Genomic DNA, 25,979 nt, shown 5'->3' with positions numbered 1-25,979 from the left:
TTTTTCCGCGCAAAGCATAAAAAGCAGCCGTATAGATACTCTGCCCGCTAGTGAAAAAAGCCTCGCTCTCCGCCGGAGAAACGAGGCATTCTTGTTTATCAACTTAACGCAGGCCTCGCGCCTGCTCCCAAAGAAGAAAGCTGGAGCAAGGCACATGAAGCTGCACTTTGAAAAGCCGTTAGCTATAATTTAGGCACATCTATTTTCTGAGTCACACCGTTATCGGTAAAATACAAATGCACGCCGTGACCTTGGTCGTCCATAAAGAAGGAAACATACTTCGGCTCATTCTTCGGTGTCGGCACGAGCAGAGTTACGATCCGGTGGCGGCTCGCCGCCTTCGTCGTTGCAGTCAGGTGCCACTGCTTGCTCAGCCCTTCGATCTCCTTAGGATCTACGTCGGCATACTCGTTCGTCTGGGACAGTTCCAAATCCCCGCTCAGACTGTATACGAAACGCCCCTCCATATCGGCTTGCCGCCCTCTGACCTTGAACGATTGTCCGTCCAGCTTCATCTCGTACAGCGTATGGAACAGCCAATCTACCCGTCCCGGCTGGGTCAGATCCACATGGTCTACAACGACGATATAGGATTCTCCCACAAAATAAAGCTCCCGGACGTAGCGCTGCAGATAAGGCACGTGCTCCGCATAAGCCGCCGTAGCGTCGCTGCGGGAATACGTATAGTTCTTATGCTTCTCCACGCGCTCCACCTTGCCCGAAGCCGCCATGTTCCGCACTTTATCCGTCCCGGCGAACTGTCCCAGCCCATCGATCAGAATCGAGTTGGTCGAGCGGGTCTGTCTGCGCCAGTTCATATGCATCGTGCTGCCGAAAGCGACATAATGCCCGCTTTCAATTGCAAGAGGCTCGCCGTAAGCATGCAGCAGAAAGCCGTTCTGATCCCCATGGCTGTGACTGATGGAGCCGTAAGGACTGCTTTTGGTCAGCAGCATAATGTGGCGGTCCGGCCGATCCATGTTAGCATGGAAAGCTACCCAGCCGATATCGCGGAACCATTTGACCGGCTCGATGTCTGCGGGCGCCTTCGCCTCCACGGACGGATAATCGTGCAGATACATCATTTCGTCAAAGCGGAAATCCCACCAGCCGTAATTGTAAAATTTCATTTCCGAATCGGTGTCGACCTGACGGGTTTGCTCGAAATACCATTGGTATGACGAATTCCCGGTCACCCCCGCGAATTGGCGGATGTTGAAGCCCGTCTTCAGGCTGACCGGATCTCCCAGCGTAGACTGGTCTCCGAAGCTTGCGCGCAGCGTATCCGGACTGAAGCAGTATAGCGGGAAGTCCCCTGTCTTCTGAAAAAACGGCCGTTTGTAAAAATCGATGCCGGTCGTTTTCTTCAGCAGGTTCATCGCTTCCGTAACAAAGGCCATCCCGGTCGTCCAGTACATCGGGCCTTCCGCCCAGCCGCCGTCCATGCCTCCCCAAGGGGAGTACAGCCCTGCGTAATATTCGACCGTATAGTCCAGCCATTCGCGGGCATTTGCTTCCTCATCCAGCATGGCGAGACAGCAAGGCACCAGAACGGAGGAAAGCGAGCGTACCGCATGACTGTCAAAAGGCACCTGATGTATCTTGGAGCGGTCGATTACATGAAAAGCGACCTGACGGGTACGCTGCAGCAGCATGCTGCGGGCCCGCTCCCGCTCCTCTTCGTTCAAATAATTGTATAACCAGTCGTACCCCCATGCGAGTGCTCCGGCAACCCGGAAGGCCGCCTCGTCGTTGTAATCCCTGGAGGTAGGCCCATCCGGATTCCAAGCCGTCACGTGCAGCAGCCACGTTTTAGCCAGCCCAATCAGCGCCTCGTCCTCCAGCACAACCCCGGCCACGCTCAGATGACAAATCGCGTACAGCGCCTCCTGGCAGTCGATATACATCTGGCGCCAGAGGCTGGCCACACGTTTATGATTCGGGTAAGGCAGCGGCTCAGCAATCAGCTCCCGCTGCATCCACGGCTTCACCGAGCGTTCGAAGAACGCCTCCCAGCCGTAAGCGGCAGGGCCCTGCCTTACGGCTGCGCGGAAGGCCGCGAGCTCCTCCGGCTGCAGCCACAGCCGAGGGTGCGCTGCGGTCACGCCGGCGTAGCGGCTGCCCCGTCCCGGAAGCGGCGTCTCCGGCAAGCCTTCCGGCACGGTGAAGCTGCGCACGGCGCTCCATTCCGTATGCTCGGCGCCGCCCGCCTCGGCCGACTCTTCATCCGAGAGCAGCAGCGCATATCTCCAGTAGTAAATCCCGGGAGCCAGCGCATGATCCGGCGTATATAAATTGTACGGAATCGGTTGTGCGGTCACCGTAGTTTCCGGCTCAAACCGAGCCGACGATGAATATTGAAGGACGTAGCTGTCCTTCTCCAGCTGGGCCGGAATCCAGGTAAACCGCGGCGGATTCTCGAACAGCCTGCTGTTTTCGTTCGGTTCGTATTCGGACGTCAGCACGCCGCTTTGCGGCTGATATAAAGGTTTGCTCATGCTAGGATTTGCGCTCATAGTCCGTTCCTCCGTGTCACTGTCAATCCTTGCGCCGAGTCGAGGGTGAATCGTTCCTCCGATCCGGCGGTGGTTACGATCAATTCAGGGGCAGCGCCAGGCTCTGCGGCGTCATCCCACCGCACTGCGGCAGGTTCGCCCATCGTATACACCTGGACGAATCGTCCCTGCTGTCCCTGCTGGCGGTGAAGCAGGCCCTGCAGCGGTTCGCTCGGATCGATCGACGTGCCCGGCGTTTCAATCCGGTACAGCTCCGTTGCCGGTACGGCAGCGATCGTCTGATACAGGTAAGGCGCTCCGTCTTGAGCACCGAGACCGTATCGCAGCGTAATGCTGTCCGCCGGTGCGTCAGCTTCCTCCTGCCCGTCCGCATAGCCAGCCACGATGCCGGACCTTATCGTATCCGCCTGCTGCTGAAGCCGTTTCCCCTTCCGCGCTTACCGCCAATTGCGATGCACCCGCTTCGGCAGTAGTAACCCAGCAGCCGTTCACGGCTTCCGGCGCCATCAGCGCATGCATCCACCAATCGATGGTGTTCGCTTGCTCCAGTTTCACTTCAAACCAATCGACGAGTCCGTTCCGGGATAAGTGCAAATGTCTGTCCAGCAGGCAGCCTTCATAGGCGTGCTCCGACCGGAGCCAGACAGAAACCGTATCCCCGTCCGCCGCATAATGCTTGCACAGGCCTTCATGAGGCGCCTGGGAAGAGCCGCCGACGGAAACCGTATTATGGCTTGCCGTCTCCGCAAACCAGGATTTCCGCAATGCGGAGCCGTAAGGGACCATGCCCAAATCCGGCGAAATGGCGGCACCGGCATGCTGCAAAGTCAGGTGAAGCTTGTCATAGTGGCCGTGCGAGCCGCCATGCGCTCCGAAATCGGAGAGAAACGACAGCTCGCTGCCTTCGAGCCTTCCCGTCACAAACCCGGACTGCTCAAGAAACTGCGGGCTTCTCGACGGCATGCTCTGTCCGAGCTCAAGCTCGCCTTCCCCGTAAACCAGCGCTTCCAGCGTGCTGCGGCGGCGCTCGCCGGACATTTGGGCGTATACTTCCCCGAGGATGGCGGCATAGGCCGCGCCGCGGTCTTCCGGCCGGATGACCGTAGACGGAACGGATGACCGTCCGGCGCCGATTCCGTATTGCGCCAGTCCGATTTCCATAATTTCCGCTATTTCTCTTGCAAAAGGCAGCCGGGCCAGCGGACCGTCATGCAGTGCCGGGAGGGCGCCCTGGTTGTCGGCCATGCCGATCAGCACCTCGAACATGCCCTGCATGCATTGGCCGTCGCTGCCTTTTTCATGATACAAATCAATGCTGAATCGTTCCGCCATTTCGGCGGAAATCAAGTACGCTCTCAGAACAAAAATATGATAATAAGTGCTGCCTTCAAATTCGAATTGATCCGGCTTCACGCCGATGGACAAATGATGTCTCCATCCGCCCTCGCCTTCAATAAGCGCTTTCAACGGCTCAACCTCGCCGCGGGCGGCATAGACGCAGGATAACGCTGCGTTCAGCCAAGCCGTGTAGTTGTTCTCGGCATTTTTCTTTTCATGGATCAGGATATGGCGGTACTGCGTCATGCTGGATTCCAGCATGGACAAGAACAGATCCACCTGCTCCTGCTCTTCGGTATCGAAGGCAACGCCTTCATCCCGCAGCAGTACATACGCCCGCAGCAGCGTCGTCGCCCAGATCGCTTCTGTCAGCGCCTGGTGAAACGCTCTGCCCTTCAGCATCCACGGCTGCGCATCGGGATGCACCGGGTACAGCGGGAACTGCGCCGCATAGCTGACGACGATCCGCTTCGCAAGATCGGCGTACGCCGGCTCCTTCGTTCCCGCATAGACCGCTGCCGCCTGGAGAGCGTACCGCGCAATGGCCTGGTGCTTGAACACCAGCCATGCGCCGCGGTACGCGTCTCCTTCGATGCGGCAGCCGTGCGGGCAAATGAACGCGTGTGCATCGCGTTCGGCCGGATCAAACAGGAGCTCCGTATGATGCGTCGGGCACACGTATTGGTGCCACCAGCCGCCGGGCTCCTCCGGAATGTTGATGCTGCCGCGGGAGGAGAGCTCGTCGAGCTCCTCCTTCAGCTGAAGCAGCAGACCTTGCGCCCATGACGTCGTCGACAGCTTCTCCGCTATTCTCATCGCATAAACATCCCGCCGTTAATTTCGATCGTTTCGCCGGTCAAATAAGCGGCCAGATCCGAAACGAGGTACAATACCGCGCCGGCTACGTCGTCCGGCGTTCCCTCACGCTGCAGCGGAATGCCGTTGACCGTCGCTTTGCGGCCTTCATCCGTCGTGAAGGTAGCATGGAATGCGGTCTGGCCGATGAATCCGGGGGAAACCATATTTACGGTAATCCCGCTGCCCGCCACTTCTTTAGCCAGGTTCTTCGAATAAGCGGAAACCGCCGCTTTACTTGCCGCATAAATGCCGGAGCCCGGACCGCCGCCGTTGTGGGCCGCTACCGAAGACATGTTAACGATCCGGCCCGCGCCCTTCGCCTTCATCCCGGGCAGCACGCGCTTGCACATGAATACCGTGCTCTTGAAGTTGACGTTCAGCACTTTATCGTACATTTCTTCCGTCATTTCCGCGGTAGGCACGCGTTTGACCATGTGCCCAGCATTGTTCACCAGAATATCGACGGTGCCGTCGAACGCTTTTTCCACATCGTTTACGAGACGGTCAATCTGCTCTACGTCCGTAACATCCGCGTGAAACAGCTCCGCCTGCCCGCCGGCTTGACGGATCAAGGAGACGGTTTCTTCCCCCTGCTCCTTATTATTCAAGTAAGTCACGCCGACTTTAGCACCATTAGCCGCCAGCAGCAGCGCGATGCCCCGCCCGATTCCTGCGTTCGAGCCTGTGACCAAAGCGATTTTCCCCGTTAATTGCGTATTCATTGTAAAATTCCTCCCATGATTATATTTTCATTTGATTTGACAGCTCAGGCATATTTAAAATCATACGGCTTCCTTGTCCCCAAACGCTCTCCACCTGCAGACCATACTGTTCTCCAAAGACCATCTGGATGCGCCGATGGACGTTCATGAGACCAATTCCACCGCGCCGCCCGCTCCCTTTGCCGAACTCCTCGTCGGACAAGCGGTTCAGCTTCAGCCGCTCCTGCAGCTGCTGCAGCCGCTCCGGCGCCATCCCGGCCCCGTTATCCTCCACGATAACCTGGAAGAGTCCGTCCCCTTTGCGGGCGTCGATCTGGATATAATGATGCGGCTCGATGCCGTTCGGGAAGGCATGCTGGAAAATATTTTCCACAACCGGCTGGAGTGTCAGCCGGACCATTTTCTCCAGCAGCAGGCTCGGCGGTATGATGACCTCGATCTCGAACTCGCGGTCGATGCGATGCTGCAGTATGATCATATAGTTTCGGACATGGTTTAATTCGTTCGCCACCGTAATTTCTTCCAGATTCGTCTGAATCGAATACCGCAGCATAAAGGCCATCGCCTCAACCATTTCGGTGATCTCGTGCGAATCCTGCACGATCGCGTAGCAGTTGATCGTCTCGAGCGTGTTATATAAGAAGTGCGGATTGATCTGCATCTGCAGCGTCTGGAATTCGGCGCGGTGCCGCTCCAGCTCCGCCTCCTGAATCTGCAGCGCATCCTTCTGCTGCTGGAGCTCGGCTGCATACACCTTGTCGATCATTTGCGACAGCCGGGTGACCATCAGATTGTAGCTGTGAATCAGGCCTCCGATTTCATCGGTACGGCCGATTTCCTCAATGTGCTGCCAGTTGCCTTTCTCCGTCTCCCGCATGCTGTCCTTCAGTTCCCGAATCGGAGCCAGAATGGAGCGTCCGAACCGGTAAGCAAGATACAGAGCCAGCACCAGCACGATCCCCCCTACCGCAATAGTTGTCGTGCGAATCGTCGAGATCGGCTTGCGAAGCTCCTGCACCGGCATGGACACGACGAGCTGCCACTTGGAATAATCGGACTGGCGCGCGACAAACATCCGGTTCTCGCCATTGAACTTGGAGGTGAACACCTTGTTGTCGCTAGTACTCAACCGGTCGGACAGCTCCTTAAGTGCTTCCTCTCCGGGATTAACATTCGGCGGCAAATAAATGGCGTGCCCGCTCTCATCCAGAATGAAGAAGTAGCCTTCTTTCCCGATGTTGACGCGGTCCCAAATTTTCGCCAGCTCCTGAAGCTTGAACTCGATGGCCACGATGCCTTTGAACTCGTCGTAAGCCGCTCCCCGCACCTTACGGGCCATGGTCACGACCGTCCCGCTGGTCCTCCGGACGAAGGCTCATGTCGAGCAGCACAATTTTGCCGTTGCTCGGCGTCTCGCTTGTGAGCTGGTTGTACTTATCGCTGACCATACTCGTATCCTGAATCAAGAAATTCTGATTGTCGTAGATTACCGAACGCCCCTGCTGGCCGACAATATAAATCGCGTTGAGCTGCTTATACAGCGTCACGATCGACTGGACGGAGCTCAGCGCAAACCTCTTGATTTGCTCCGAATAATAATAGTATTCATAGGAATCGTTCGCCCCGATTTCGAAGAAGGCTCTGACATCGGAGTTCGATGAGAACGAGTTGCTCAGCAGCTCGTAGGTCTGCAAATAAATGTCCGTCTGATAGGCGGCCCCCTCGATCATCTGCTCCATATACTGCTCAACCTGACGGTCCAGCGCACGGGAAGACTGAAGGTAGGAAACAACGCCCAGCGAGGCGACGGAGAGCACGATCACAATTAAAAAATAATTGAAAATTTGTGCGGAGAGCGAACGTTTTCTCATTTATTCGATCCCCAGCTTGTGGCGGTATTCGGACGGTAAAAAACCGGTATATTTCTTAAACGTCTTCGTGAAATGCGGATGATCCGCATAGCCGACTTCGCCCGATATATCCGTAATCCGGTAATGCGGCTGAGCCAGCAGCTTCTTGGCGAGCTCAATCCGCCGGCGGGTCCGGTACTGTACGAACGTCTCCTGCGTGGACTGCTTGAACAGCTGGCTGAAATAGGAAGCGTTCAGCCCGATGCGTTCGGCAACCTCCTCCAGCGATACGTCCTCCGCAAGATGATCCTCGATATACTGCTTCGCTTCCTCCACGGGGTCCTTCAGCTTGCCCTTCCGCTTGATTTTCAAATCCTGCAGCAGCAGCTCGAGGCTCGCCTCAAACCGGATCCACGCTTCTTCTTCGCCGGCTACGTCATGCAGCTGCAGCCGCTCGGTAAAGGTGAATACATCGCGAACGTTCAGCTTCTGATTTAACAGCGCCGAGAACTCGCCCAGCACATCCACCAGGTGGCTCAGCTTCAGCCGGTACGAGGACAGCTCCTGCTTCGCCTCAGCCATGACAGCCTGCAGCGCCTCCTGCTGAAGCGACCAGATCGCTTCCTCGGCCTGAACCGCCCACTGCTCCAGCTTTTTCACGGAAACGAAGGCTTGCGACTTTTGCTTCGCGTGAAGGCTCACCAGCTTGGACAGCGCGCCTTCCACCGCTTTTTTGCTGACCGGCTTGAGCAGGTACTCCTTAACGCCGTAGGAAAGACATTTCTGCGCATATTCAAAATCGTTATAGCCGGACACGACGACAATCTGGATATCCGGATCCATCTCGGATACTTGACGGCACAGCTCCAGACCGTCCATCTTCGGCATGCGAATATCGGTGAACAAAAAATCGGGACGCTCCTCACGAATTTGCCGCAGCGCCTCCAATCCGTTATCGGCCAGCCGCAGGCTCGCCAATGGCTGCCCGGACTGCCCGACCAGCTTTTCCAAGCCTTTGCGGATCATCGGTTCATCGTCTGCAATCAAAATTCTGTACATAGAAACGCCCCCTGGATGTAATTAAGATCCGCCTCTGAATGAGGCAGTTGAACATGAGCGGCCGCACAAGCGGATGCAGCGGTGCTTCGCTAATAAAGCGCGTTCTTCCCCGCTTGTGCGGTTAAAAACGCACTCCCCACGCCGCTTAAGCGTGAGGAGCTTTTGGGCGAATGCTGCTAACCTGCGCTTGAGTTCATTTCAACTTAGCGGCGCGGCATGCTGATCGTCACATTCGGATCTTTTTTATTGAATTTCTCTGTCGCTTCTTTAATAACGTCATTTCCGCCTTTGGATTTCCATTCCTCAAGAACTTTCGGCCAGTCGGAAATCGGCTCTTTGCCGTACACCATTTTGACCATATGCTGCAGGATCACCGGTGCGGCGAAGTCGGATTCCGGCGAAATGTCCGGGTTCTTCACGTAAGCGTCCAAGCGCGGAGCGAATTGGATACCGTCACGTCCTTCTTTTGCCAATATTGTATCATAAATATTCATCAGCTTCTTACCATCTTCGGACAAGCTCAGCGTGCCTTTGTTATAAGTCGTGTCTTGAACCATCCACAAGAATGCTTGACGGTAACGCTCTTCATCGACCGCCTGCGGATCTGTAGGCGCTTTGTAGTTGATTTTGCCGTTGTCCATCGTATAGTTCTCGCCTTCGACGCCGAAGGTGAAGAACTGCTCGGCTTCATCGGAGAGCATCCAGTCGAAGAATTTCACGATCGCTTCCGGATTTTTCACATTTTTGTTAATGAAGTAAGCACGGGTAACCGAGTTGTACAGGTAAGAGCCGCCTTTGCCGTCCTGGACCTACAGGAGACGGGATCACTTCCAGCTTAGCCGTAGGCACGGTCGCTTTCAGCTGCTGCTCCCATTGCAGCACTTCGTTCGCGTTCATCGACCAGATCCCGGATTTGCCGGCCAGGATCGAGTTTTTGTACGTGGTCGGGTTGATCGTCGCAAATTCCTTGTTGATCAAGCCTTCGTCAAACATCGTTTTATAGGTCTGCAGCGCTTTCATCATGTTCTCGCTGTTGAAGAACTTCGGAACGACTTGATCGCCCTGCTGCATCATCATGGACAAGTACGGGTACACATCGTAAGGACCGAAGAACGTATCCGCGTATTTGAAGTTTTCACGGCCTTGGTAAGGATTCTCCACGCCCATCTCTTTAAACTTGCGAAGCACGTTTAAGTACTCGTCAACCGTCTTAGGCACCGGCAGTCCGGCTTTGTCCAGCAAATCTTTACGGATAACCGTAGCGCGGCGGGACGGGTTCGATAGGAATTCCGGAATCGCGTAAATTTTACCTTGATACGTTTGCGAAGCCCAAGCTTCCTTCGGAATTTTTTTCAGCAGGTTTTGGCCGTATTTTTGCAGCAGATCGTCCAGAGGCATAAACACGCCTGCCTGTACGGAGCCCGCCATTTCCTTACCGGCGATGCCGCCGCTGCCTTGTACGACATCCGGGATATCGTTGGTCGCAAACATTTGCGCCATTTTTTGCTCGAACTCTTTATGCGGCACCAGAACGATATCCAGGTCCGTATTCGTTTTTTCCTCGAGCCTTTTGACCCATTTATCTTCGTTGATATTTGGCGATTTTTCTACGTAGTTAAAGGCAAGCGTACGCATCGATATCGAAAATTTAGCTTTTTCGTTGCCTTTGCCGCCGTCGGCTGCAGGCGTTTCCGGCGATTTCGCACATGCGGAAAGCGCAGTTGCCGCAAGCACGGAAGCCATACCAACCTTCATCCATTTTTTCATTGCTAATTCCCCTCTTCTGTGTAAGTTTGTATAAAAGCTCTAGAAAATGATTTACAGCGCTTTCATAGTAGCTTCATTGTAAAAGGACTGGACCTTGTCGACAATGGAATGACTTTGGCTCCGGTTGTCATTTTTTTAGAATTCGCCGATTACGATTTCACCGAACCGATCATCATCCCTTTGACGAAATGTCTTTGCAGGAACGGATAAATCAAGACAATCGGAATCGTTGCGATAATGATGGTAGCCATCTTAATGCCCTCCGGATTCGAATGGGCCAGCGTGCTGAATTGGGATGCGGACGGGTCGATATTGATGTCGTCAGCCGCGATCAGCTGGTTCAGCTTTACCTGCAGAGGCCACAAAGCCGGTTTGTTCAAATAGTACAGCGCAGCCATATACGTATTCCAGTGGCCTACCGCGTAGAAAATCCCTAGAGATGCCATCACCGGTTTGGACAACGGCAGCACGATGCTCGCAATCATTCGCATTTCGGAACAGCCGTCGATGCGTCCCGAGTCGATAATTTCCGGCGGGATCTGCATGAAGAAAGCTCTCATAACGAAGAAGTTAAATGCGCTGATCGCGCCGGGCAGCAGCAATGCCCATAAGGAATTGGTCAAATGCAAGTTTTTCATCAGAATGAAGTTCGGAATGAGCGGCGCGCTGAACACCATAGTAATGAGCACGAGCATCACGACATATTTGCGTCCGACATATTCCTGTCTGGATACCGGGTACGCCAGCGAGGCCGTCGCGATCAGGTTAATCAGCGTCCCCGCCACCGTAATGTATACCGTTACTCCGAACGATCTCCAAATCGAGGCGTCGCTAAACACATATTGATAATTAATCCATGTAAATTCAACCGGAATGAAGAAAACCTTTCCGTTAATAACCGCTTCCGACGAACTAAACGACTGGGCCAGCACGTTCAGAAACGGCAGGAACATGATTAAAGCCAACACCGTCAAGAACACCAAGTTTACCACGTTAAATGTTTGTTGTCCTGTACTTACTCTCCTCACAACCGTTCACCTCCCTGCCGCTTAATACAGGCTCTCGCCCGTCGTTTTTTTGCTGAAAATGTTACCGATGACAATCAATACGAGGCCGACCAGCGATTTAAACAATCCGATGGCAGTCGTATAGCTGTACTGCTGTCCCTGCAAGCCCGCCTTATAAATGTACGTATCCAAAATTTCGCCGCTGTTCTGGTTCAACGGATTCAAGAATACATACACGCGCTCGAAGCCCAGATCCAAGAACTTCCCGATATGCAGCAGGAACAAAATCATAATGGTCGGCAGCAGAGAAGGCAGCGTAATGGATATGGTCTGTCTCCAACGGTTCGCGCCGTCCACCTCGGCCGCTTCGTACAGATCGGGATTAATGCCGGCCAGCGCCGCTAGGTAAATGATCGTCCCGTATCCGGAATCCCGCCAAATCCCCGATCCGATCAGCACGGAACGGATGTAAGATTCTTCGCCCAGGAAGTAAATCGGTTCATGTCCGAGCCATTGGATAAAATGGTTCACGATCCCTGTCGACGGGGACAATACGCCTACGCCGATCCCGGCGACGATAACCCAGGACAAGAAGTGCGGCATATATACGACGGTTTGCAGAATCCGCTTATACAGCACCAGCCTTAGCTCGTTTAGCAGCAGCGCCAGGACGATCGGGGCGGGAAACGCGATAATCAAATCGTAAAGCCCCAGCAGCAGCGTATTTTTCAAAATATTGAGGAAGTCGTAATGCGCGAACATCCGCTTGAAATGCTCCAGTCCTACCCATTTGCTTCCGGTAAATCCTTGGAACATGTTGTAATCCTGAAAGGCAATAACCGAACCGAGCAGCGGAACGTATTTGAAAATGATGAAATAAATAATGCCCGGCAACGAAATCAAATAAAGCGCTTTATATTTCCACATAAAGCTTAACAAGCTTTTTTTCGTGACCGCACGATAGCCCACTTGGTCGCTTGCTTGAATTTTGCTTGCCATACCGGTCCCTCCTTTTTATCGTCTGCAATGTACCTCTTGACTATTTATATCCTAATCGGAATCGGCCGCCGCAACAATGGAATCCCTTTCATCCCGCTTGTGTTTTTTTTAGGTAAGGTCCCATAGATCGACAAAATCCCCCTGCTTGTTCACCTCTCCCCTCATCGTATGCTATAGTAGCATTATCCAAGCAAGGATATTCCGCATGATCGCGGCCCCCGTATACACATATATAATAAGAAGATTTGTCAGGAGGACCTGCTGTGACCACAATGACCTTTGAAGGATTTACACAGACTGATTTCGATGTATTTACCGTTCCCGGCCTTGAAGCCCGCATGGAGGGCATTCAGTCGCGGATTCAGCCTAAATTTAAAGCAATCGGCGAAAGGCTCGTTCACGAAGCCGCACTGCTCTCAGGAACAGAAATGTTTCTGCATATCGCCAAGCATGCCCGCCGCACCGTCAACGCTCCCGTAGACACCTGGATGGCGGTGTGCCACAACAAACGCGGTTACAAGCAGTATCCTCATTTTCAGGTCGGCTTGTTTGAGGACCGGGTCTTCATCTGGCTCGCGCTCATCTACGAGCTCCCGAACAAGCAGCTCATTGCCCAGCGTTTCTTCGAACCGCCTGCCGGAATGGAGAAGCCTGCTGCCGGAGCCATATATGCTTTCGTTCGATCATATGAAGAAGGATGCCGAAACGCTTCGCGGGATGACGGAGGATGAGCTGGAAGCCGCCCTGACCCGGTTCCGCGACGTTAAGAAAGCCGAGCTGCTGATCGGCCTGCAGTTAGGCTCGGACCAGCCGGTGGTATCGGACGGCGAAGCGTTCCTCGAGCTGGCGGAGCAAACCGTCCGCACCTTAATGCCGCTGTATCAAATCGCCATGGACGCAGCCGGAGTCGGCGAATAATTTTAATGTAAGCTTCAGGTTGAATTTAGATATCCTTAAGCATTCCTGTCTATCCTATAGTTGGTTACATATCCCACATACCAAGCCTGAAAGAAAGAGGTGGATTGACACGATGAAGCTTTATAGTAAAAAGATGGTTGCCACCAGCCTTGCGCTCACCCTCTTGCTTGGCGGAGGTACATTGTATGCGGCTCAGCAAAAGGCTCAAGCCGAAACAACCGAGAGCTTAGGGGCTCAGGAGCAGGCAGCAGACGGGCAAAAGAACGGCGCTAAGCAGTGGAAGCACGAAGGGCAGATGAAGCCTTTCGAAGGCAAGGAGGGCGAAAGACGGTTCGGCCCGAAAATGGCGCTGACCGAAGAGGCCGCCGCGATTCTCGGCATGGATAAGGATGCCTTGGCTGCGGCCATGAAGGATAAGTCGCTGGCAGAGATCGCCAAGGAAAAAGGCATCGGCGAAGCGGACCTGATCGCCAAGCTGCAGACGGAACGCGCCGCGAAAATCGACGCAGCCGTCAAATCCGGCAAGCTGACTGCCGAGCAGGCGGAGAAAATGAAAAAAGGCATGGCCAAGCACCTTAAATTTATGGTGAACCATAAAGGACTCGGCTTTTTCCACGGCAAAGGCCATGGCATGAAGAAGGCCGTACTGCCTGCACCGGATAAGCTGGCCTCCCTCTTGAATATCACCGAGGAGCAGCTGAAAACCCAGCTGAAAGCGGGCAAATCGCTGGCAGAGATCGCTCAGGCCCAAGGCATAAGCCGGGATCAGCTGATTGCCAAAATTAAAGAAGAGCTGACGCCGCGGATCGAAAAAATAGTCGATCACAAACGCGGAGACGATTCCGTTCCCGACAAGAGCAAACCTAAATCGTAAGACGCCGCCTATGTAACCAGAGAAGCCGTTCCTTCTTTCACGAAGGAGCGGTTTTTTCTTTGGGTTATTTGTCGAACAAAGTAAAAAATTTGTTAGTTTTTTCACACTTCTGTCATGATTATCGTTTATAATTGGAGTAATTCCCCAAGGAAAGCTGGTGCCCTATGCAGCTCCAATTGAAGCTACGCCGTATCTCTCTCCTGCTCCTGGGACTTGCCATCGCAGCCGGAGGCGAGCTGTTCTATGATAACGGGAAAGGCTTCGGCACGGTGCAGGCCGCCGCAGCCGTCTATGCGGCAGACAGCGGAGCCGCCGCAGCCTTTAATGATATTCAAGGCCACTGGGCGGAGAAAGAAATCAAGGCATTGTCCGACAAACAATTTCTTGACGGCTACAAGAATACACAGGACGGCTCGTTGTCCTTCAAACCGAATCAAAATATTACACGCGCCGAATTTGTGCGCTATTTCGTCAAATCCAAGGGGCTACCTCTATCCAATAATACCGAGTCGGAATTTACCGACCTCGGCGATAGCAGCCAAGAGGATCGAGGCTACATCATTACCGCGGTCGAATATGGCTTGATCAACGGGTATCCGGACCACACCTTCCGGACCGATTCGACCATTACCCGGGCTGAGATCGCGGCTATCCTGTCTCGCAGCGAAATGCTTCCCCCCGCAGAGGATGCTTCGTTCGCCGATATCCCCGAGGATTACTGGGCAAGCGATGCCATCTTCGCCGTCCAGCAAGCCGGGCTGTTTGACGGCTATGAGGACGGCAGCTTCCGCCCCGATCAGAAAATGACGCGCGGCGAAGCCGCAGCCGTCATTTACCGGCTGATCGACGCCTCCGTTTCGTAGCGTCCCCGTGCCAGCGGACATCTCCACAAAAAAGAGGGTGTCCCATAAGTCATTAAATGACTGAGGGACGCCCTCTCATTTTGTACAACAAAAAGAAACCTACCTTTGGTAAAATGGAAGTACCACCCACCATTCACATAAAGGAGAGGTTTCTTTTGTACATTCAATATACCATGGATCAACTTTGCCTGCCAATGGATTTAGAAGAGGACATTCCAGCAAACCACCTCGTTCGCGTTGTAAACACTGCCGTCAATCGTCTCGACGCCGCTATCTTCGACGCCGCTTACCCCGGAGGCGGACGAGATAGCTATCACCCCAAGATGTTAACCAAAGTCATCATTTATGCCTACACACAACGCATCTACTCCTCTCGCCAGATTGCCAAGGCTGTCCGTGAAAACATCATGTTTATGTGGATCGCAGGCAGGCAGCGCCCGGACTTTCGTACCATCAACCGCTTTCGTTCGGAACGAATGAAAACTGTACTGGAGACTGTGTTTACGGCCGTTCTTCAATTCCTCGCAGAGGAGAACTATGTGCAGTTGGAGCATTACTTTGTGGACGGCACGAAGATCGAAGCCAATGCCAACCGCTATACGTTTGTTTGGGGAAAGGCTGTCGTGAAGCACAAGGCCAAGCTCCAGGAGAAAGTCCAGACCTTGTTCGCCGCCATTGAAGAAGCTGAGAGGCAAGAAGAAGGAGCACATGAGGGCAGGGATCTTCACGAGCTGGGAGAGTCATCTGCCATCACAAGTGAAAAGCTGGCACATGCCGTCAAGCAGTTGGAAGAGCGCCTGCAGGAGAAGCCTAAAGATAAACCGCTAAAGAAGGCGGTGCGTGCGCTCCGCAAGGACTTGCTTCCGCGGCTCCAAAAGTATGAGACACATGAGATCATCTTAGGAAATCGAAACAGCTACAGCAAAACGAACCATGACGCCACATTTATGCGAATGAAAGAAGACCACATGCGAAATGGCCAGCTCAAGCCGGGTTACAACGTACAGATTGGCACTGAAAATCAATTCATTCTCGGCTACAGCGTTCACCAGCGGCCGACCGATACGCGCTGCCTCATCCCTCATCTGGAGAAAATAAAATCACAGTTCGGCAAGCTGCCACACACCGTCATCGCTGATGCGGGCTATGGCGGTGAGGAGAATTATGACTATTTGGAGCAGAACAAAGTCGAAGCCATTGTAAAGTACAGCACGTACCATCGCGAAAAAAGCAAGGCATGGCAAAAGGACATCAGTAAGATCGACAACTGGACCTACAACAGCGAGCAAGACACGTGGACATGCGCAGCCGGACAACCGCTCCATTTTCGTAGGGTAAGTAAGGAAAAAAAAGAAAGTGGGTATGAAATCGAACACAGGCATTACCGAAGCACCAGCTGTGAGGAATGCCCGCTGAAACCACAGTGTACGAAGGCCCAAGGTAACCGTGAGATCAAAGTCAGCATGAAGTATTTGCGGCTAAAGGGCCAAGCAAGGCAAAAGCTCCGCAGTGAAGAGGGTTATGCCCTGGCAGTGAGGCGCATGATCGAGCCGGAGCCTGTGTTTGGTGATATGAAACACAACAGAGGATTTAGAAGATTTCTGCTTCGTGGCTTACCAAAAGTAAGTCTGGAGGTCGGGTGGCTTTCCCTTGCCCACAATCTACTTAAGAAAGCTGCAATAGATACCAAAAACCAAGGAGCTAAGCGAGAACAGATCGCATAGCTCCTTGGTTTTTTCGAATGTCATCTTATTTTGTTCCAGAGGGTGTCTCCAAATTTACTTTTGGGACACCCTCTTTTTTAATGCAATTAGCTGGCTAAGTGACCGTGTCTCCTTGTCCGCAGCGATAAACCGGTTCAGCAGATACAGCGCAGCCAATGACAGCACCGCGCCGATATAGAATGGCAGTTGCTGGCTGTACTGATAAATGCCCGCTCCGAGCAATGGACCGGCTAATTCTCCCCAGGCTGTCCATGGACGAGCTGAGCCCGGAGGCGACGCCTTGTCCGACCTTCGTTTTTTGCGTAATCAGCGAGGTGACGCAAGGCCGGATCAGCGCATTGCCTGCAGCGAATACCGATAAGTAGATCGAGGCGGTTACCATGCTCGACGAGAAGAGAATGAGCACGAAGCCGACGGCCGACAAGACCAGTCCGAGACCGATGACCCTCGTCTCATCGCCTCTTTTAATGAAGCGCCGGACGACGCCTCCTTGAATCAAGGCTCCCACCACTCCGCTTACGGCGAACATGATGCCGAGCTGCAGCGAGGTCGCTCCGATCTTGTCCTTCTCGAACAGCAGCAGCGTCGCTTCAAGCCCTGCCAGGGTAAAGGAGACGAAGAACGAAAGCACATACAAATATTTTACCGATCCGACGAAGGCCGACCAGCGCGAAGGCTTGGCCTCCTGCGGCTTGCGGCGCTTTTCTTCGCTTAACGATTCAGGCAGCATCAAGAAAGCGAACGCAAACGTGCCCAAAGCGATAATCGAAGAAGTGAAGAACGGGACCCGGTACCCCCATTGGCTCAAAATGCCCCCGAAGGCCGGCCCGAATATAAATCCGAGTCCGATGGACATACCGACGAGCCCCATTCCCTTGGTCCGGTTTTCCTCGGTCGTAATATCCGCCACATACGCCACCGCGCAAGCCGTAGCCGCTCCGGAGAACAACCCGCCCAGGATGCGGGACACATACATTAATACAAGGTTATCGCCGGCAATGCCAAACAAGAAAAAGCTGAGGCTGAAGCCCAGCGCTCCGATCATAATCAGCGGTCTGCGGCCGATGCGGTCCGAGAGACTTCCCCACACAGGTGACATTAAGAAGGATGCCAGCGAATAAACGGAGAGCAGCATGCCAAGATGAAAGCTGCTGGCTCCTGACCCGGTAATCGCATCGGGAAGGACAGGAATAATAATACCGAATCCGACAAATATCGTCATCAGCAGTACCGCAATGATGGCCAGCTGTTTTTTCATAATACGTTCAAAGCCTCCCAATAATATAGATACTGATATACTAACATAACTTTTTTCTTCATGGAAATAATCGGCTGAAGATTAACAAAATCGACAAAACCATCCCTGTCTCTCCTTTCGCCCCGTCAAGCGGGACTTCCCCTTCAGAAACATATATAAATTTAACAAAAGGTTTATAAAAACCGCTTGCATCCTTGTCGAAATATGGGTAGAGTAGAAAGAGTTTGGTTAAAACTAATTTCAGTCTACAGAAAGGTAGGGATGACAGTGGATCATCATCGCACTCCCTTGTTCTCTGCTTTGAAACACCACGCAGAGCGCAACCCCATTCAGTTTCATATTCCAGGCCACAAAAAAGGAGTCGGGATTAACCCGGAGTTCCGCGCCTTTATCGGGGACAACGCACTGTCCATCGACCTTATTAATATAGCACCGCTGGATGACCTTCACCAACCGACCGGCGTCATCGAGGAAGCTCAGCTCCTTGCTGCCGACGCGTTCGGCGCCGATTATACCTTCTTCTCGGTTCAAGGCACGAGCGGCGCCATCATGACTATGATTTTAACCGTGTGCTCGGAAGGCGACAAAATTATCGTCCCCCGCAACGTACATAAATCCGTTATGGCTGCCATTATTTTCGCCGGTGCGAAGCCTGTCTTTATTTCTCCGGTACGCGATGAAAATTTGGGAATCGACCACGGCATCACGACCCGTTCCGTCAAAAGAGCGCTGGAGCGTCACCCTGACGCCAAAGCCGTCTTGGTCATTAATCCTACGTATTACGGCGTCTGTGCCAATCTCAAAGAGATTGTCGATCTCGTGCACAGCTACAATATGCCGGTGCTCGTAGACGAGGCGCACGGCGTACTGATTCATTTCAGCGACAAGCTGCCGATGTCGGCCATGGCAGCCGGCGCGGATATGGCGGCAACCAGTGTGCACAAGCTCGGCGGCTCCATGACGCAGAGCTCCGTGCTGAACGTAAAAGAAGGCCGGATCAATGCGCGCCGGGTAAAAACCGTCATCAGTATGCTGACGACGACCTCTACTTCCTATATTTTGCTCGCTTCCCTCGACACGGCCCGCCGTCATCTCGCCCTGAACGGCGCCCGTCTGGCCGAGCAGGCAATCCAGCTGGCCCAGCATGCGCGCGAAGCGATCAATGAAATTCCGGGGCTCAGCTGCTTCGGCAAAGATATTCTCGGAACGGAAGCGACCTACGACCATGATCCGACCAAATTGAACATTCACGTCAGACATCTGGGCATTACCGGCTACGATGCGGAAAACTGGCTGCGCGACCATTACAACATTGAAGTCGAGCTTAGCGACATGTACAATATTTTGTGCCTCGTTACGCCAGGCGACACCAAGGAGAACATCGATACGCTGCTTAACGCGCTGCGCGAGCTGTCCAGCCAAAACTACAATGTGCGTCCCGCTACGGAGCTGGTGATCAAGGTGCCGAAAATTCCGCAGCTTACGTTGACGCCGCGCGATGCGTTCTATGGCGATACCGAGGTAATTCCGTTCAAGGAATCGGCCGACCGGATCATTGCCGAATTCATCTATGTCTACCCTCCAGGGATCCCGATCCTGCTGCCGGGTGAAGTCATCTCGCAGGATTTGATCGATTACATTACCGAGCATGTGGACGTCGGCCTGCCGGTAAAAGGCCCGGAAGACCGGAGCATAGAAAATGTAAAGGTCATCGTGGAAACCCAAGCGATTTTCTAGACCTTTCTATCCGAATGTGTGCATAAATAAAATAAAGCCTCTTTCCTCAAACGGTTCGTTTGAAGAAAGAGGCTTTGCTTTTACGCCTTAATCCGCCATTCGTTACTTCCCTTGATCTGCCTCGCGCTCCAGCCAGCCGATAACATCCGCCAGCGCATGCTCGTTATGATGACAGCACGTACGGTTGGACGCCTCCAGCAGCAGCTCATGGGCATTCGCTACCGCAATGCCGATTCCCGCCCGCTTAATCATCTCCAGGTCGTTCAGATGGTCTCCCATAGCGATGCATTTGTCCCTCTCGATTCCGGTAAGCTCCATCAAATGCTCCAAAGCATGGCCCTTGGTGGCGCCATCCGGCAGGATCTCCAAATACTTGTCGTCAGACCTAACCCAAGTCAAATGCGACTCATACTCCATCACGTAATTCTGGACTTCATCGAGCCGCGCAGGCTCCCAGGCGGTCAGCACTTTAAACCAGGGCTCCGTCAGCTCCTCTATGTTCGGGGTCAGCGGCCTCGTGAAGTGCTCCATTCTCCGGTGATGGTCCGTCATGCCGTTTTCCTTCAGGAAATACGGCTCTTCCCCGCTGTATACCTCCACGCCCAGCTCGGGAAAACGCTCCATCAGCCGCTTGAGCGCCGGAATCGCCTGCTCCTTATCTAGCGTACGCTGCCAAATCGGCTTCCCCTGCGCGAAATCATAGATGATCGCGCCATTATACACGATGGCCGGGGCGCACAGCGGCAGTGTGTCCGCATAACGCTGTACCGATGAGGCGATGCGTCCGGTCGCCAGGGTGAATAATCCCCCCTGAGCAACGAACCGCTCAATCGCGGCACGATTCTCCCCGCTGATTTGTTTGCCGCTGTCCAGCAGCGTGCCGTCCATATCCGTCACCAGCATATAGCCGGCCAGTTTCTTCTCTGTCATAAACAATTTCTTCCCCTCTCCGTCCTCCAGCCCATGAGGCGTGTATGAATCAAGGCTTCGTATTGTCAATTCGTCGGCAAAAGTGCTATGATGGTCATGGAATCCAATCTCTTCCTATGAAAACCTTTCCAGTCCATTTATAGGCAGGTGTCTCTTATGGCGCAAAGCGCATATATCAAGTTTGTCGACGGCTCTACCCTACCTACTCTTTCGTTAGAAGAACTCAAACAGCAGCTGCTGCACTACAAGGAGCAGCTGACGCTAACCGGCAAGCAGCTCGGGTGGGATTACGACGAGGCCGGCTTTCCGTACTCGATTGAGAGCAAGCCGGGAGCGGAGAACCAATGGTTTTACCTCAAAGGCACGAATCCGCTGTATAAATATATTATTATGGGAACCGGCACCGAGCCGGACGGAGCTGCCAGAAGCTTCGTTCAGGTTGTGCTCCCCGATGACTGCACGCACGGCGACAAGGCCAAAGGCAATGAATTCTGCAAATATTTAGCCAAGCTGTGGAAGGCCGAGCTTCATTTGTTTAACGGCCGCGTTATGTACTTCAACCCGAGAAAATAACCCCAGCCCCTTCGCAGGCACAGGTCCGGCTCACAAGCGAAAAACCCTTCTCAACAGAAGGGTTTTTCCTTACAGGACTATTCTTTTTCTTGTTCTTCCACAATCTGATTGTAGATTTGAACGACGCGGTCCCACTCTTCTTCGTCTTCGATGCTCGCAAGAAAAGCTTCCTCGTCTTCTTCTTCGATCCGGAAAATAACGCCGTCTGCCTCAGGATCGTTACGATCCAGCAGTACTGCATAAGGCTGGTCATTCGCCTCGAAAGTATACACCATAACCATCTCGTGTTCTACGCCATCTTTATCAGTTACAATGAAAATATCATCGTCATGGTCGTGGTCATGATCACAATCGGGTCCGTGAACGTGATCGCTCATGGGAAAACCTCATTTCATTATGTAATGTTTTTCCCCTGTATCGTAACACGTTTCATGCTTTCGGGTCAACGTAAGTAGGGCTTTAGGCACATGACGGCCCCGAATTATTCGGATACAATCACCTTTTTGGAAACGACGGTGTAGTCTCCGCCTTCATCAAGCTTGATCGAGAAAGTGATGACATACTCGCCCGCTTCGCTGAAATCCACGCTGAACGGCCATGGATACCAGAAGTTTTCCTTCTGCCCGTTGACGATTTTCTCATGAGGAGCTACAGCTTGTTCTCCGCTCGGCGTCTCGATAGCAATCTTGAAAGAATAGAAAGGCGTCTTCATGCTGTCCACTTGAGCGAACACCGCAAAATCGATCTTCTTGCCCTTCGGTACGCGTCCAAACGGCGATTTAATGGAATAGTCGTCATTCACCTTCTCTGCGACAAACATATGTACGTTAGGCTTGTAAATGGAGACTGTCTTCGTATTATTATCCCACCGAACCAGCGATTGAAGCGACTCGGACAACATTCTTACAGGAAACACCGTATTGCCTTTAATCAAAAATGCAGGCGTATCGCCCTCGGCGACTTGTTTCTCCACATCGTTGACAACCATTTTGATTTTGCTGAATCCTTCATAATCGCCCCACATAGAGCTGGCAAGCGTTCCCGCCGTTCCGAACAGCGAAAGCGAGAGCACCAGCGTTAGCACCCGAAGCCGTGGTACTTTCATTTCTGTAACCTCCATCATGTCTTGTTCTGAGTCTTCTTTAATCTTATACTCCAATGGTTGGCAAGAGTTGCGCAGATTTCTTTTAAAACGGAAAAAAAATAAAAAATTCAACTAGATCTAGTAAAAAAAGCTGTCCTTTCAACAAATTCATACAAAATATGCTGGACGTTAACGGGCCCGCTACTATTCTCACGACCGCTATCCGCGCCGCAAGACCGGCTCTGAATATACAGAATGCCTTCTCTCGCGCGGCTTTCCGCTCCGCTAGGCACAGACGGCATTTTAGGCTCCGCCGCTAAAAGTTCTTGAAAAAAATGTCTAAAGCATGATAGATTTAAATTGATTTATAGCGTCGTTGGAACGAAGAGCGGAGGATTGCGCGTGAGTCTGCAAATCCAAATGATCGGCACAGGAAGTGCCTTTTCAAAAAAATATTTTAATAACAACGCATTGATATACAGTAACGGCTTTACCTTATTATTGGATTGCGGGGCAACGGCGCCCAGGGCTCTGCACGCCCTGGACGTTTCATTGGATCGGATCGACGGCATTCTGATCTCTCATATTCATGCAGATCATGTGGGCGGGTTGGAAGAGTTTGCCTTCCGGCTGAAATATACGTACCAGAAGCGGATCAAGCTGTTCGTTCCCGTTCCGGTGCTCAGTCTATTGTGGAACCATTGCTTAAGAGGCGGGCTCGAGAATACCGCGGAAGGATTAGATAACCTTAACGATTATTTCGATGTCGTTGCGTTAGCCCCTGAGACGGCTGTGGAGCTTTTCCCCGGCCTCAGCGTCCGGCTGATCCCGACCAAGCATATTCCCGGCAAGCCCAGCTTCTCCATGCTGCTGAATGACAAGGTGTTTTACAGCGCGGATACGCAATTCGATTACTCGCTGCTGGTTCATTTGTATGAAACCGGGCAATGCGAATATATTCTTCACGACTGCCAATTTGCCTCGCCGGGCCATGTGCATGCCAGCCTCGACGAGCTGTTGACATTGCCTGAGCCTGTGCAGAAGCAGGTTCTGCTTATGCATTACGACGATGCCAAAGACAGCTATGCAGGCAAAACAGGCCATATGACGTTCATCGAACAGCACCGCCTGTATGAGTTTCCATAAAAAAACCTGATCTCGGCTTGAGATCAGGTTTTTGCTGTATCTGTTCACGGAGATCATCTGCTTTTTTAAAAACCGGGAAGCTGATCCAGATTGTTCGTCGGATCTCCATCGGCGTCTCCGCGAATATAGAAGTCACCGTCTCTTCCTTTGAAAACGTTTACGCCTTCAATGTTTCCGCTCCGGACTTCCTGAAGCGCCTGATCATACTGGAGTACACGGCCGCTTGACGTTTTGAAGGCTGTGATATCGCCGTCGCCATTTTTTTGCACAGCTATAAAATTTTCACGCATCGGGACATTCCTCCTTACGATTTTGGACATCGGCTGACTGAATTGCAGCGGAGCCGACGAACTTATATTTAGAACCTAAAGAATATTTTATACATGCTTCCAACAAATTCCGGGCCGAGTTGCAGGATTTGCTATGAACGTAGAGAATTTCATTTATTATTCTTTCATTCCTAACTTTGACTTTGTGATAAGGAGTATGAAAGCATGAGCTATAATTGGGTATTAATCGTCTACACTTCCGTCATATGCGCTTCGTCCATTTATTTCGAAAAAACCGCGGCCCCCTATCTTCTCGTCACGGCCGGACTTCTATACATACTCTCTCATTTTCTTGAAAGGAAAAATGTCGTTTTTACTTTACTGCAGATCGTGCTTCTCGTCGTTTTCCATCGGATCAGCGTCATGGATTGGTGTCTTCCGCTGTATTTGGCCCAAATGGGCAAGCAATTTTATCGAATCCGTACGATATCCATGGCCACAACGATCAGCTTTCTATATACGCTGCTTTACGCCGTGGTCTCCTGCACCTACATCCAAATGGAATCCTACACCGTGTTCTCTTTGATTTTCAGCTCGTTCGGCTGCTTTGTGCTGGCGATCCTTTTTTACCGCTATATTCACCTGATGGTCAGCCAGGCCCAGCTGCTGGATAACGAGAAAAAGCATCTCAGCACCCACGATGCCCTGACCGGCTTGTACAATTACGAGGAGTGCCATCGCCAGCTTGAGCATTTGGTTCATATGCAGCGCCCTGTTCTGCTAGTCCTGATGGACTGCAAAGATTTGAAGTCGCTGAATACGACGAACGGCTTCCACGGAGTGAACCGGATTCTGAAACAGGCGGCCCAGCTGCTGCGAATTATGTTTCCCGAGGCGCTGGTCATCTGCCGCTACGGCGGCGACGAGTTCGCGATCGTGCTCGAGGCAACGGATATTGAGCAGTCCAAGAGCAGCATCTCCTTACTGCTGGCTTCCGAATTCCCCAAGCTGACCGGCATCGAAATCAACTACGGGCTGGCCTTTTATCCTGAAGACGGCTTAACGAAGGACGATCTTATCTTTAATGCGGAGCGCAATCTGTACGATATGAAAAGAGAATCGTGGCTCAAGCGGGAAGAGCATATGCTTCGTTCCGAGAAGCTGCGTGTTGTCGGCGAGCTGGCGTCCGGCATGGCTCATGAGATCCGCAATCCCTTGACCACGATCAAAGGATTCTTGCAGCTCTCCAAAGCCGATAACTACAACATCCGGCCCTGGTACGATTTAATCATGGATGAGATCAAGCGAATGAGTATGCTGACAGCTGAATTTTTACAATTCTCTAAGCCGCATGTAACTCAGTTCAAGGTACATTCCATTCAAGAATGCATTCAAAGAGTCATTTCGCTGCTGGATTCGGAATCCACCCGTCTGGGACATCAGATTGATTTCGATACGCCGGCGGAGCCCGTATATATGCTGATGGATCAGGATAAAATGCTTCAGCTTCTGCTCAATCTGATCAAGAACGCTTTTGAAGCGATGCCGGATCAAGGCTTTGTCCGCATCAAGCTGACGACCTCCGAGGATCACGGCGTCATTGAAATTGAAGATACGGGCAACGGCATCCCCGAATCGGAGCTGGATCAAATCTTCCTTCCCTTCTACACAACGAAAGATTCCGGAACGGGCCTAGGCTTATCCATCTGCCATAAAATCGTTCAGGACCATGAAGGCACGATGGAAGTCGAGAGCGAGCCGGGTAAAGGCACTAAGTTTATTATTACCGTGCCTACCGTGGAAGAGGATACGCCATCACGGATTATTCTCAAGGAAAAAGAAGCCGGTCATCATGTATCCGTTTAGTGACGAATTGCCGTATCTAGATCGCATCTAAAAGAAAAACAAGCTTCTTAGGGCTCGGATTCTCGAGCTTGTAAGAGCTTGTTTTAGCTTTCAGGCTTTAACTTCCATCGCGTAGCTTAATGCGCCTGTACAGATCCCCAGCATAGCACCTGCAAGAACTTCTTCCGGCAGATGGCCAAGCTTTTCCTCCAGCTGCTTCCCGCGCTTCTCATGAACCAGCTCCGGATGCTGCTCGGCGAGAAAGCCTACCGCTTCCTCCAGCTCGTTCACTTCCGTCGCGATAATGCCGGCCTGCCTTCGAATCCCCATGGCATCATACATAACAATTACGCTCAGAATACTGGCAATGGCAAAATGAATGGAAGAGACCCCTTTTTTAAACCCTACATAAGTGGCAAGTGCGGTGACTCCGGCGGAATGGGAGCTTGGCATCCCTCCGGCTTTTATCATTTCACACCAGTCCCATTTCCCTGTCTGACTATAGTGTACAGGCACCTTCAAGGCTTGTGCGAGACCTATGGTGGTCAGCGCGGTGATAAAACCTCGGTTCATCCAATCACCTCAGTTATATCATTCATAAACCAAGTTGTTTCTATGCATGCTGAACGGTAAGTCCAAATC

Annotated in this window: 25 protein-coding genes and 1 pseudogene; 9 read left to right on the top strand and 17 right to left on the bottom strand. The window is 52.5% G+C overall.

The genetic code is table 11. The features are described 5' to 3' along the window. Positions 1–182: 182 nt before the first annotated feature. From ACHHV8_RS10300 to ACHHV8_RS10250, 11 genes are all read right to left on the bottom strand, one after another. Complete coding sequence (locus tag ACHHV8_RS10300; RefSeq protein WP_395158194.1) at positions 183–2,516, bottom strand: DUF4962 domain-containing protein; 2,334 nt, start codon at positions 2,514–2,516, stop codon at positions 183–185. Further along, on the bottom strand, positions 2,513–2,899 hold the full coding sequence (locus tag ACHHV8_RS10295) for a hypothetical protein (RefSeq protein WP_395158193.1): 387 nt from the start codon (positions 2,897–2,899) through the stop codon (positions 2,513–2,515). Before ACHHV8_RS10295 ends, ACHHV8_RS10300 begins: the two co-directional genes overlap by 4 nt. Continuing rightward, positions 2,865–4,670 carry a heparinase II/III domain-containing protein gene (locus tag ACHHV8_RS10290; RefSeq protein ID WP_395158192.1) on the bottom strand — a complete coding sequence of 602 codons (1,806 nt, stop codon included), beginning with the start codon at positions 4,668–4,670 and terminating at the stop codon, positions 2,865–2,867. Before ACHHV8_RS10290 ends, ACHHV8_RS10295 begins: the two co-directional genes overlap by 35 nt. Beyond that, the gene (locus ACHHV8_RS10285; RefSeq protein ID WP_395158191.1) at positions 4,667–5,434 is read right to left on the bottom strand and encodes an SDR family NAD(P)-dependent oxidoreductase; all 768 of its coding nucleotides are present in this window, start codon (positions 5,432–5,434) and stop codon (positions 4,667–4,669) included. Before ACHHV8_RS10285 ends, ACHHV8_RS10290 begins: the two co-directional genes overlap by 4 nt. Positions 5,435–5,453: 19 nt before the next feature. Further along, positions 5,454–6,773, bottom strand: coding sequence for a cache domain-containing sensor histidine kinase (locus tag ACHHV8_RS10280; protein ID WP_395158190.1), 1,320 nt, complete (start codon positions 6,771–6,773; stop codon positions 5,454–5,456). Further along, positions 6,763–7,305 (bottom strand): hypothetical protein, encoded by a 543-nt coding sequence (locus tag ACHHV8_RS10275; RefSeq protein WP_395158189.1) that lies wholly within the window; start codon positions 7,303–7,305, stop codon positions 6,763–6,765. The genes ACHHV8_RS10280 and ACHHV8_RS10275 overlap by 11 nt, the downstream gene beginning before the upstream one ends. Next, positions 7,306–8,343: a response regulator transcription factor gene (locus ACHHV8_RS10270; RefSeq protein ID WP_395158188.1), complete on the bottom strand. Its 1,038-nt coding sequence runs from the start codon at positions 8,341–8,343 to the stop codon at positions 7,306–7,308. It abuts the gene before it with no gap. Between the two features lie 203 nt (positions 8,344–8,546). After that, the gene (locus ACHHV8_RS10265; protein WP_395158187.1) at positions 8,547–9,062 is read right to left on the bottom strand and encodes a type 2 periplasmic-binding domain-containing protein; all 516 of its coding nucleotides are present in this window, start codon (positions 9,060–9,062) and stop codon (positions 8,547–8,549) included. Between the two features lie 28 nt (positions 9,063–9,090). Further along, complete coding sequence (locus ACHHV8_RS10260) at positions 9,091–10,110, bottom strand: extracellular solute-binding protein (protein WP_395158186.1); 1,020 nt, start codon at positions 10,108–10,110, stop codon at positions 9,091–9,093. A gap of 149 nt (positions 10,111–10,259) precedes the next feature. After that, positions 10,260–11,138 carry a carbohydrate ABC transporter permease gene (locus tag ACHHV8_RS10255; protein WP_395158185.1) on the bottom strand — a complete coding sequence of 293 codons (879 nt, stop codon included), beginning with the start codon at positions 11,136–11,138 and terminating at the stop codon, positions 10,260–10,262. A 21-nt stretch (positions 11,139–11,159) separates the two neighbouring features. Beyond that, positions 11,160–12,116, bottom strand: a complete 957-nt coding sequence (locus ACHHV8_RS10250; protein ID WP_395158184.1) for an ABC transporter permease — start codon at positions 12,114–12,116, stop codon at positions 11,160–11,162. A gap of 272 nt (positions 12,117–12,388) precedes the next feature. Here ACHHV8_RS10250 and ACHHV8_RS10245 point away from each other — a divergent pair, with 272 nt between their 5' ends. From ACHHV8_RS10245 to ACHHV8_RS10225, 5 genes are all read left to right on the top strand, one after another. Then, entirely contained in the window at positions 12,389–12,847 is a 459-nt protein-coding gene (locus tag ACHHV8_RS10245; protein WP_395163467.1) for a DUF1054 family protein, read from the top strand. Further along, positions 12,786–13,034, top strand: coding sequence for a DUF1054 family protein (locus ACHHV8_RS10240; protein ID WP_395158183.1), 249 nt, complete (start codon positions 12,786–12,788; stop codon positions 13,032–13,034). Before ACHHV8_RS10245 ends, ACHHV8_RS10240 begins: the two co-directional genes overlap by 62 nt. 112 nt (positions 13,035–13,146) lie before the next feature. Further along, positions 13,147–13,908 carry a hypothetical protein gene (locus ACHHV8_RS10235; RefSeq protein WP_395158182.1) on the top strand — a complete coding sequence of 254 codons (762 nt, stop codon included), beginning with the start codon at positions 13,147–13,149 and terminating at the stop codon, positions 13,906–13,908. Between the two features lie 164 nt (positions 13,909–14,072). Next, on the top strand, positions 14,073–14,771 hold the full coding sequence (locus tag ACHHV8_RS10230) for an S-layer homology domain-containing protein (RefSeq protein ID WP_395158181.1): 699 nt from the start codon (positions 14,073–14,075) through the stop codon (positions 14,769–14,771). A gap of 155 nt (positions 14,772–14,926) precedes the next feature. Continuing rightward, positions 14,927–16,495: an IS1182 family transposase gene (locus tag ACHHV8_RS10225; RefSeq protein ID WP_395163466.1), complete on the top strand. Its 1,569-nt coding sequence runs from the start codon at positions 14,927–14,929 to the stop codon at positions 16,493–16,495. A 54-nt stretch (positions 16,496–16,549) separates the two neighbouring features. Here ACHHV8_RS10225 and ACHHV8_RS10220 read toward each other — a convergent pair. Continuing rightward, positions 16,550–17,753, bottom strand: a pseudogene (locus ACHHV8_RS10220) (MFS transporter). Positions 17,754–18,020: 267 nt separating this feature from the next. On the opposite strand from ACHHV8_RS10220, the gene ACHHV8_RS10215 reads away from it, so the two are divergent. Next, complete coding sequence (locus tag ACHHV8_RS10215) at positions 18,021–19,490, top strand: aminotransferase class I/II-fold pyridoxal phosphate-dependent enzyme (protein ID WP_483874877.1); 1,470 nt, start codon at positions 18,021–18,023, stop codon at positions 19,488–19,490. A gap of 102 nt (positions 19,491–19,592) precedes the next feature. Here the strand turns inward: ACHHV8_RS10215 and ACHHV8_RS10210 are convergent, their stop codons facing one another. Continuing rightward, complete coding sequence (locus ACHHV8_RS10210) at positions 19,593–20,420, bottom strand: HAD family hydrolase (RefSeq protein WP_395158179.1); 828 nt, start codon at positions 20,418–20,420, stop codon at positions 19,593–19,595. Between the two features lie 156 nt (positions 20,421–20,576). On the opposite strand from ACHHV8_RS10210, the gene ACHHV8_RS10205 reads away from it, so the two are divergent. Next, a complete protein-coding gene (locus ACHHV8_RS10205; RefSeq protein ID WP_395158178.1) occupies positions 20,577–20,993 on the top strand; it encodes a DUF1885 family protein in 417 nt (138 codons plus the stop codon). 77 nt (positions 20,994–21,070) lie between these two features. Here the strand turns inward: ACHHV8_RS10205 and ACHHV8_RS10200 are convergent, their stop codons facing one another. Both ACHHV8_RS10200 and ACHHV8_RS10195 read right to left on the bottom strand, forming a co-directional pair. After that, positions 21,071–21,370 (bottom strand): DUF1292 domain-containing protein, encoded by a 300-nt coding sequence (locus ACHHV8_RS10200; protein ID WP_395158177.1) that lies wholly within the window; start codon positions 21,368–21,370, stop codon positions 21,071–21,073. 104 nt (positions 21,371–21,474) lie between these two features. After that, positions 21,475–22,098, bottom strand: coding sequence for a stalk domain-containing protein (locus ACHHV8_RS10195; RefSeq protein WP_395158176.1), 624 nt, complete (start codon positions 22,096–22,098; stop codon positions 21,475–21,477). Between the two features lie 381 nt (positions 22,099–22,479). Here ACHHV8_RS10195 and ACHHV8_RS10190 point away from each other — a divergent pair, with 381 nt between their 5' ends. After that, the gene (locus ACHHV8_RS10190) at positions 22,480–23,223 is read left to right on the top strand and encodes an MBL fold metallo-hydrolase (RefSeq protein WP_395158175.1); all 744 of its coding nucleotides are present in this window, start codon (positions 22,480–22,482) and stop codon (positions 23,221–23,223) included. 65 nt (positions 23,224–23,288) lie between these two features. On the opposite strand, the gene ACHHV8_RS10185 is transcribed toward ACHHV8_RS10190, so the two are convergent. After that, complete coding sequence (locus ACHHV8_RS10185) at positions 23,289–23,513, bottom strand: DUF3892 domain-containing protein (protein WP_395158174.1); 225 nt, start codon at positions 23,511–23,513, stop codon at positions 23,289–23,291. Between the two features lie 204 nt (positions 23,514–23,717). On the opposite strand from ACHHV8_RS10185, the gene ACHHV8_RS10180 reads away from it, so the two are divergent. Continuing rightward, positions 23,718–25,358 carry an ATP-binding protein gene (locus tag ACHHV8_RS10180; RefSeq protein WP_395158173.1) on the top strand — a complete coding sequence of 547 codons (1,641 nt, stop codon included), beginning with the start codon at positions 23,718–23,720 and terminating at the stop codon, positions 25,356–25,358. Between the two features lie 90 nt (positions 25,359–25,448). Here ACHHV8_RS10180 and ACHHV8_RS10175 read toward each other — a convergent pair whose 3' ends face one another. Then, positions 25,449–25,910, bottom strand: a complete 462-nt coding sequence (locus ACHHV8_RS10175) for a divergent PAP2 family protein (protein WP_395158172.1) — start codon at positions 25,908–25,910, stop codon at positions 25,449–25,451. Positions 25,911–25,979: the final 69 nt, after the last annotated feature.

It is taken from the genome of Paenibacillus sp. TAB_01 (genome assembly GCF_043945595.1).
GTDB lineage: Bacteria > Bacillota > Bacilli > Paenibacillales > NBRC-103111 > Paenibacillus_S.
The sequence above is the reverse complement of the archived record's forward strand: the minus strand, read 5'-3'. Positions and strand labels throughout refer to the sequence as shown.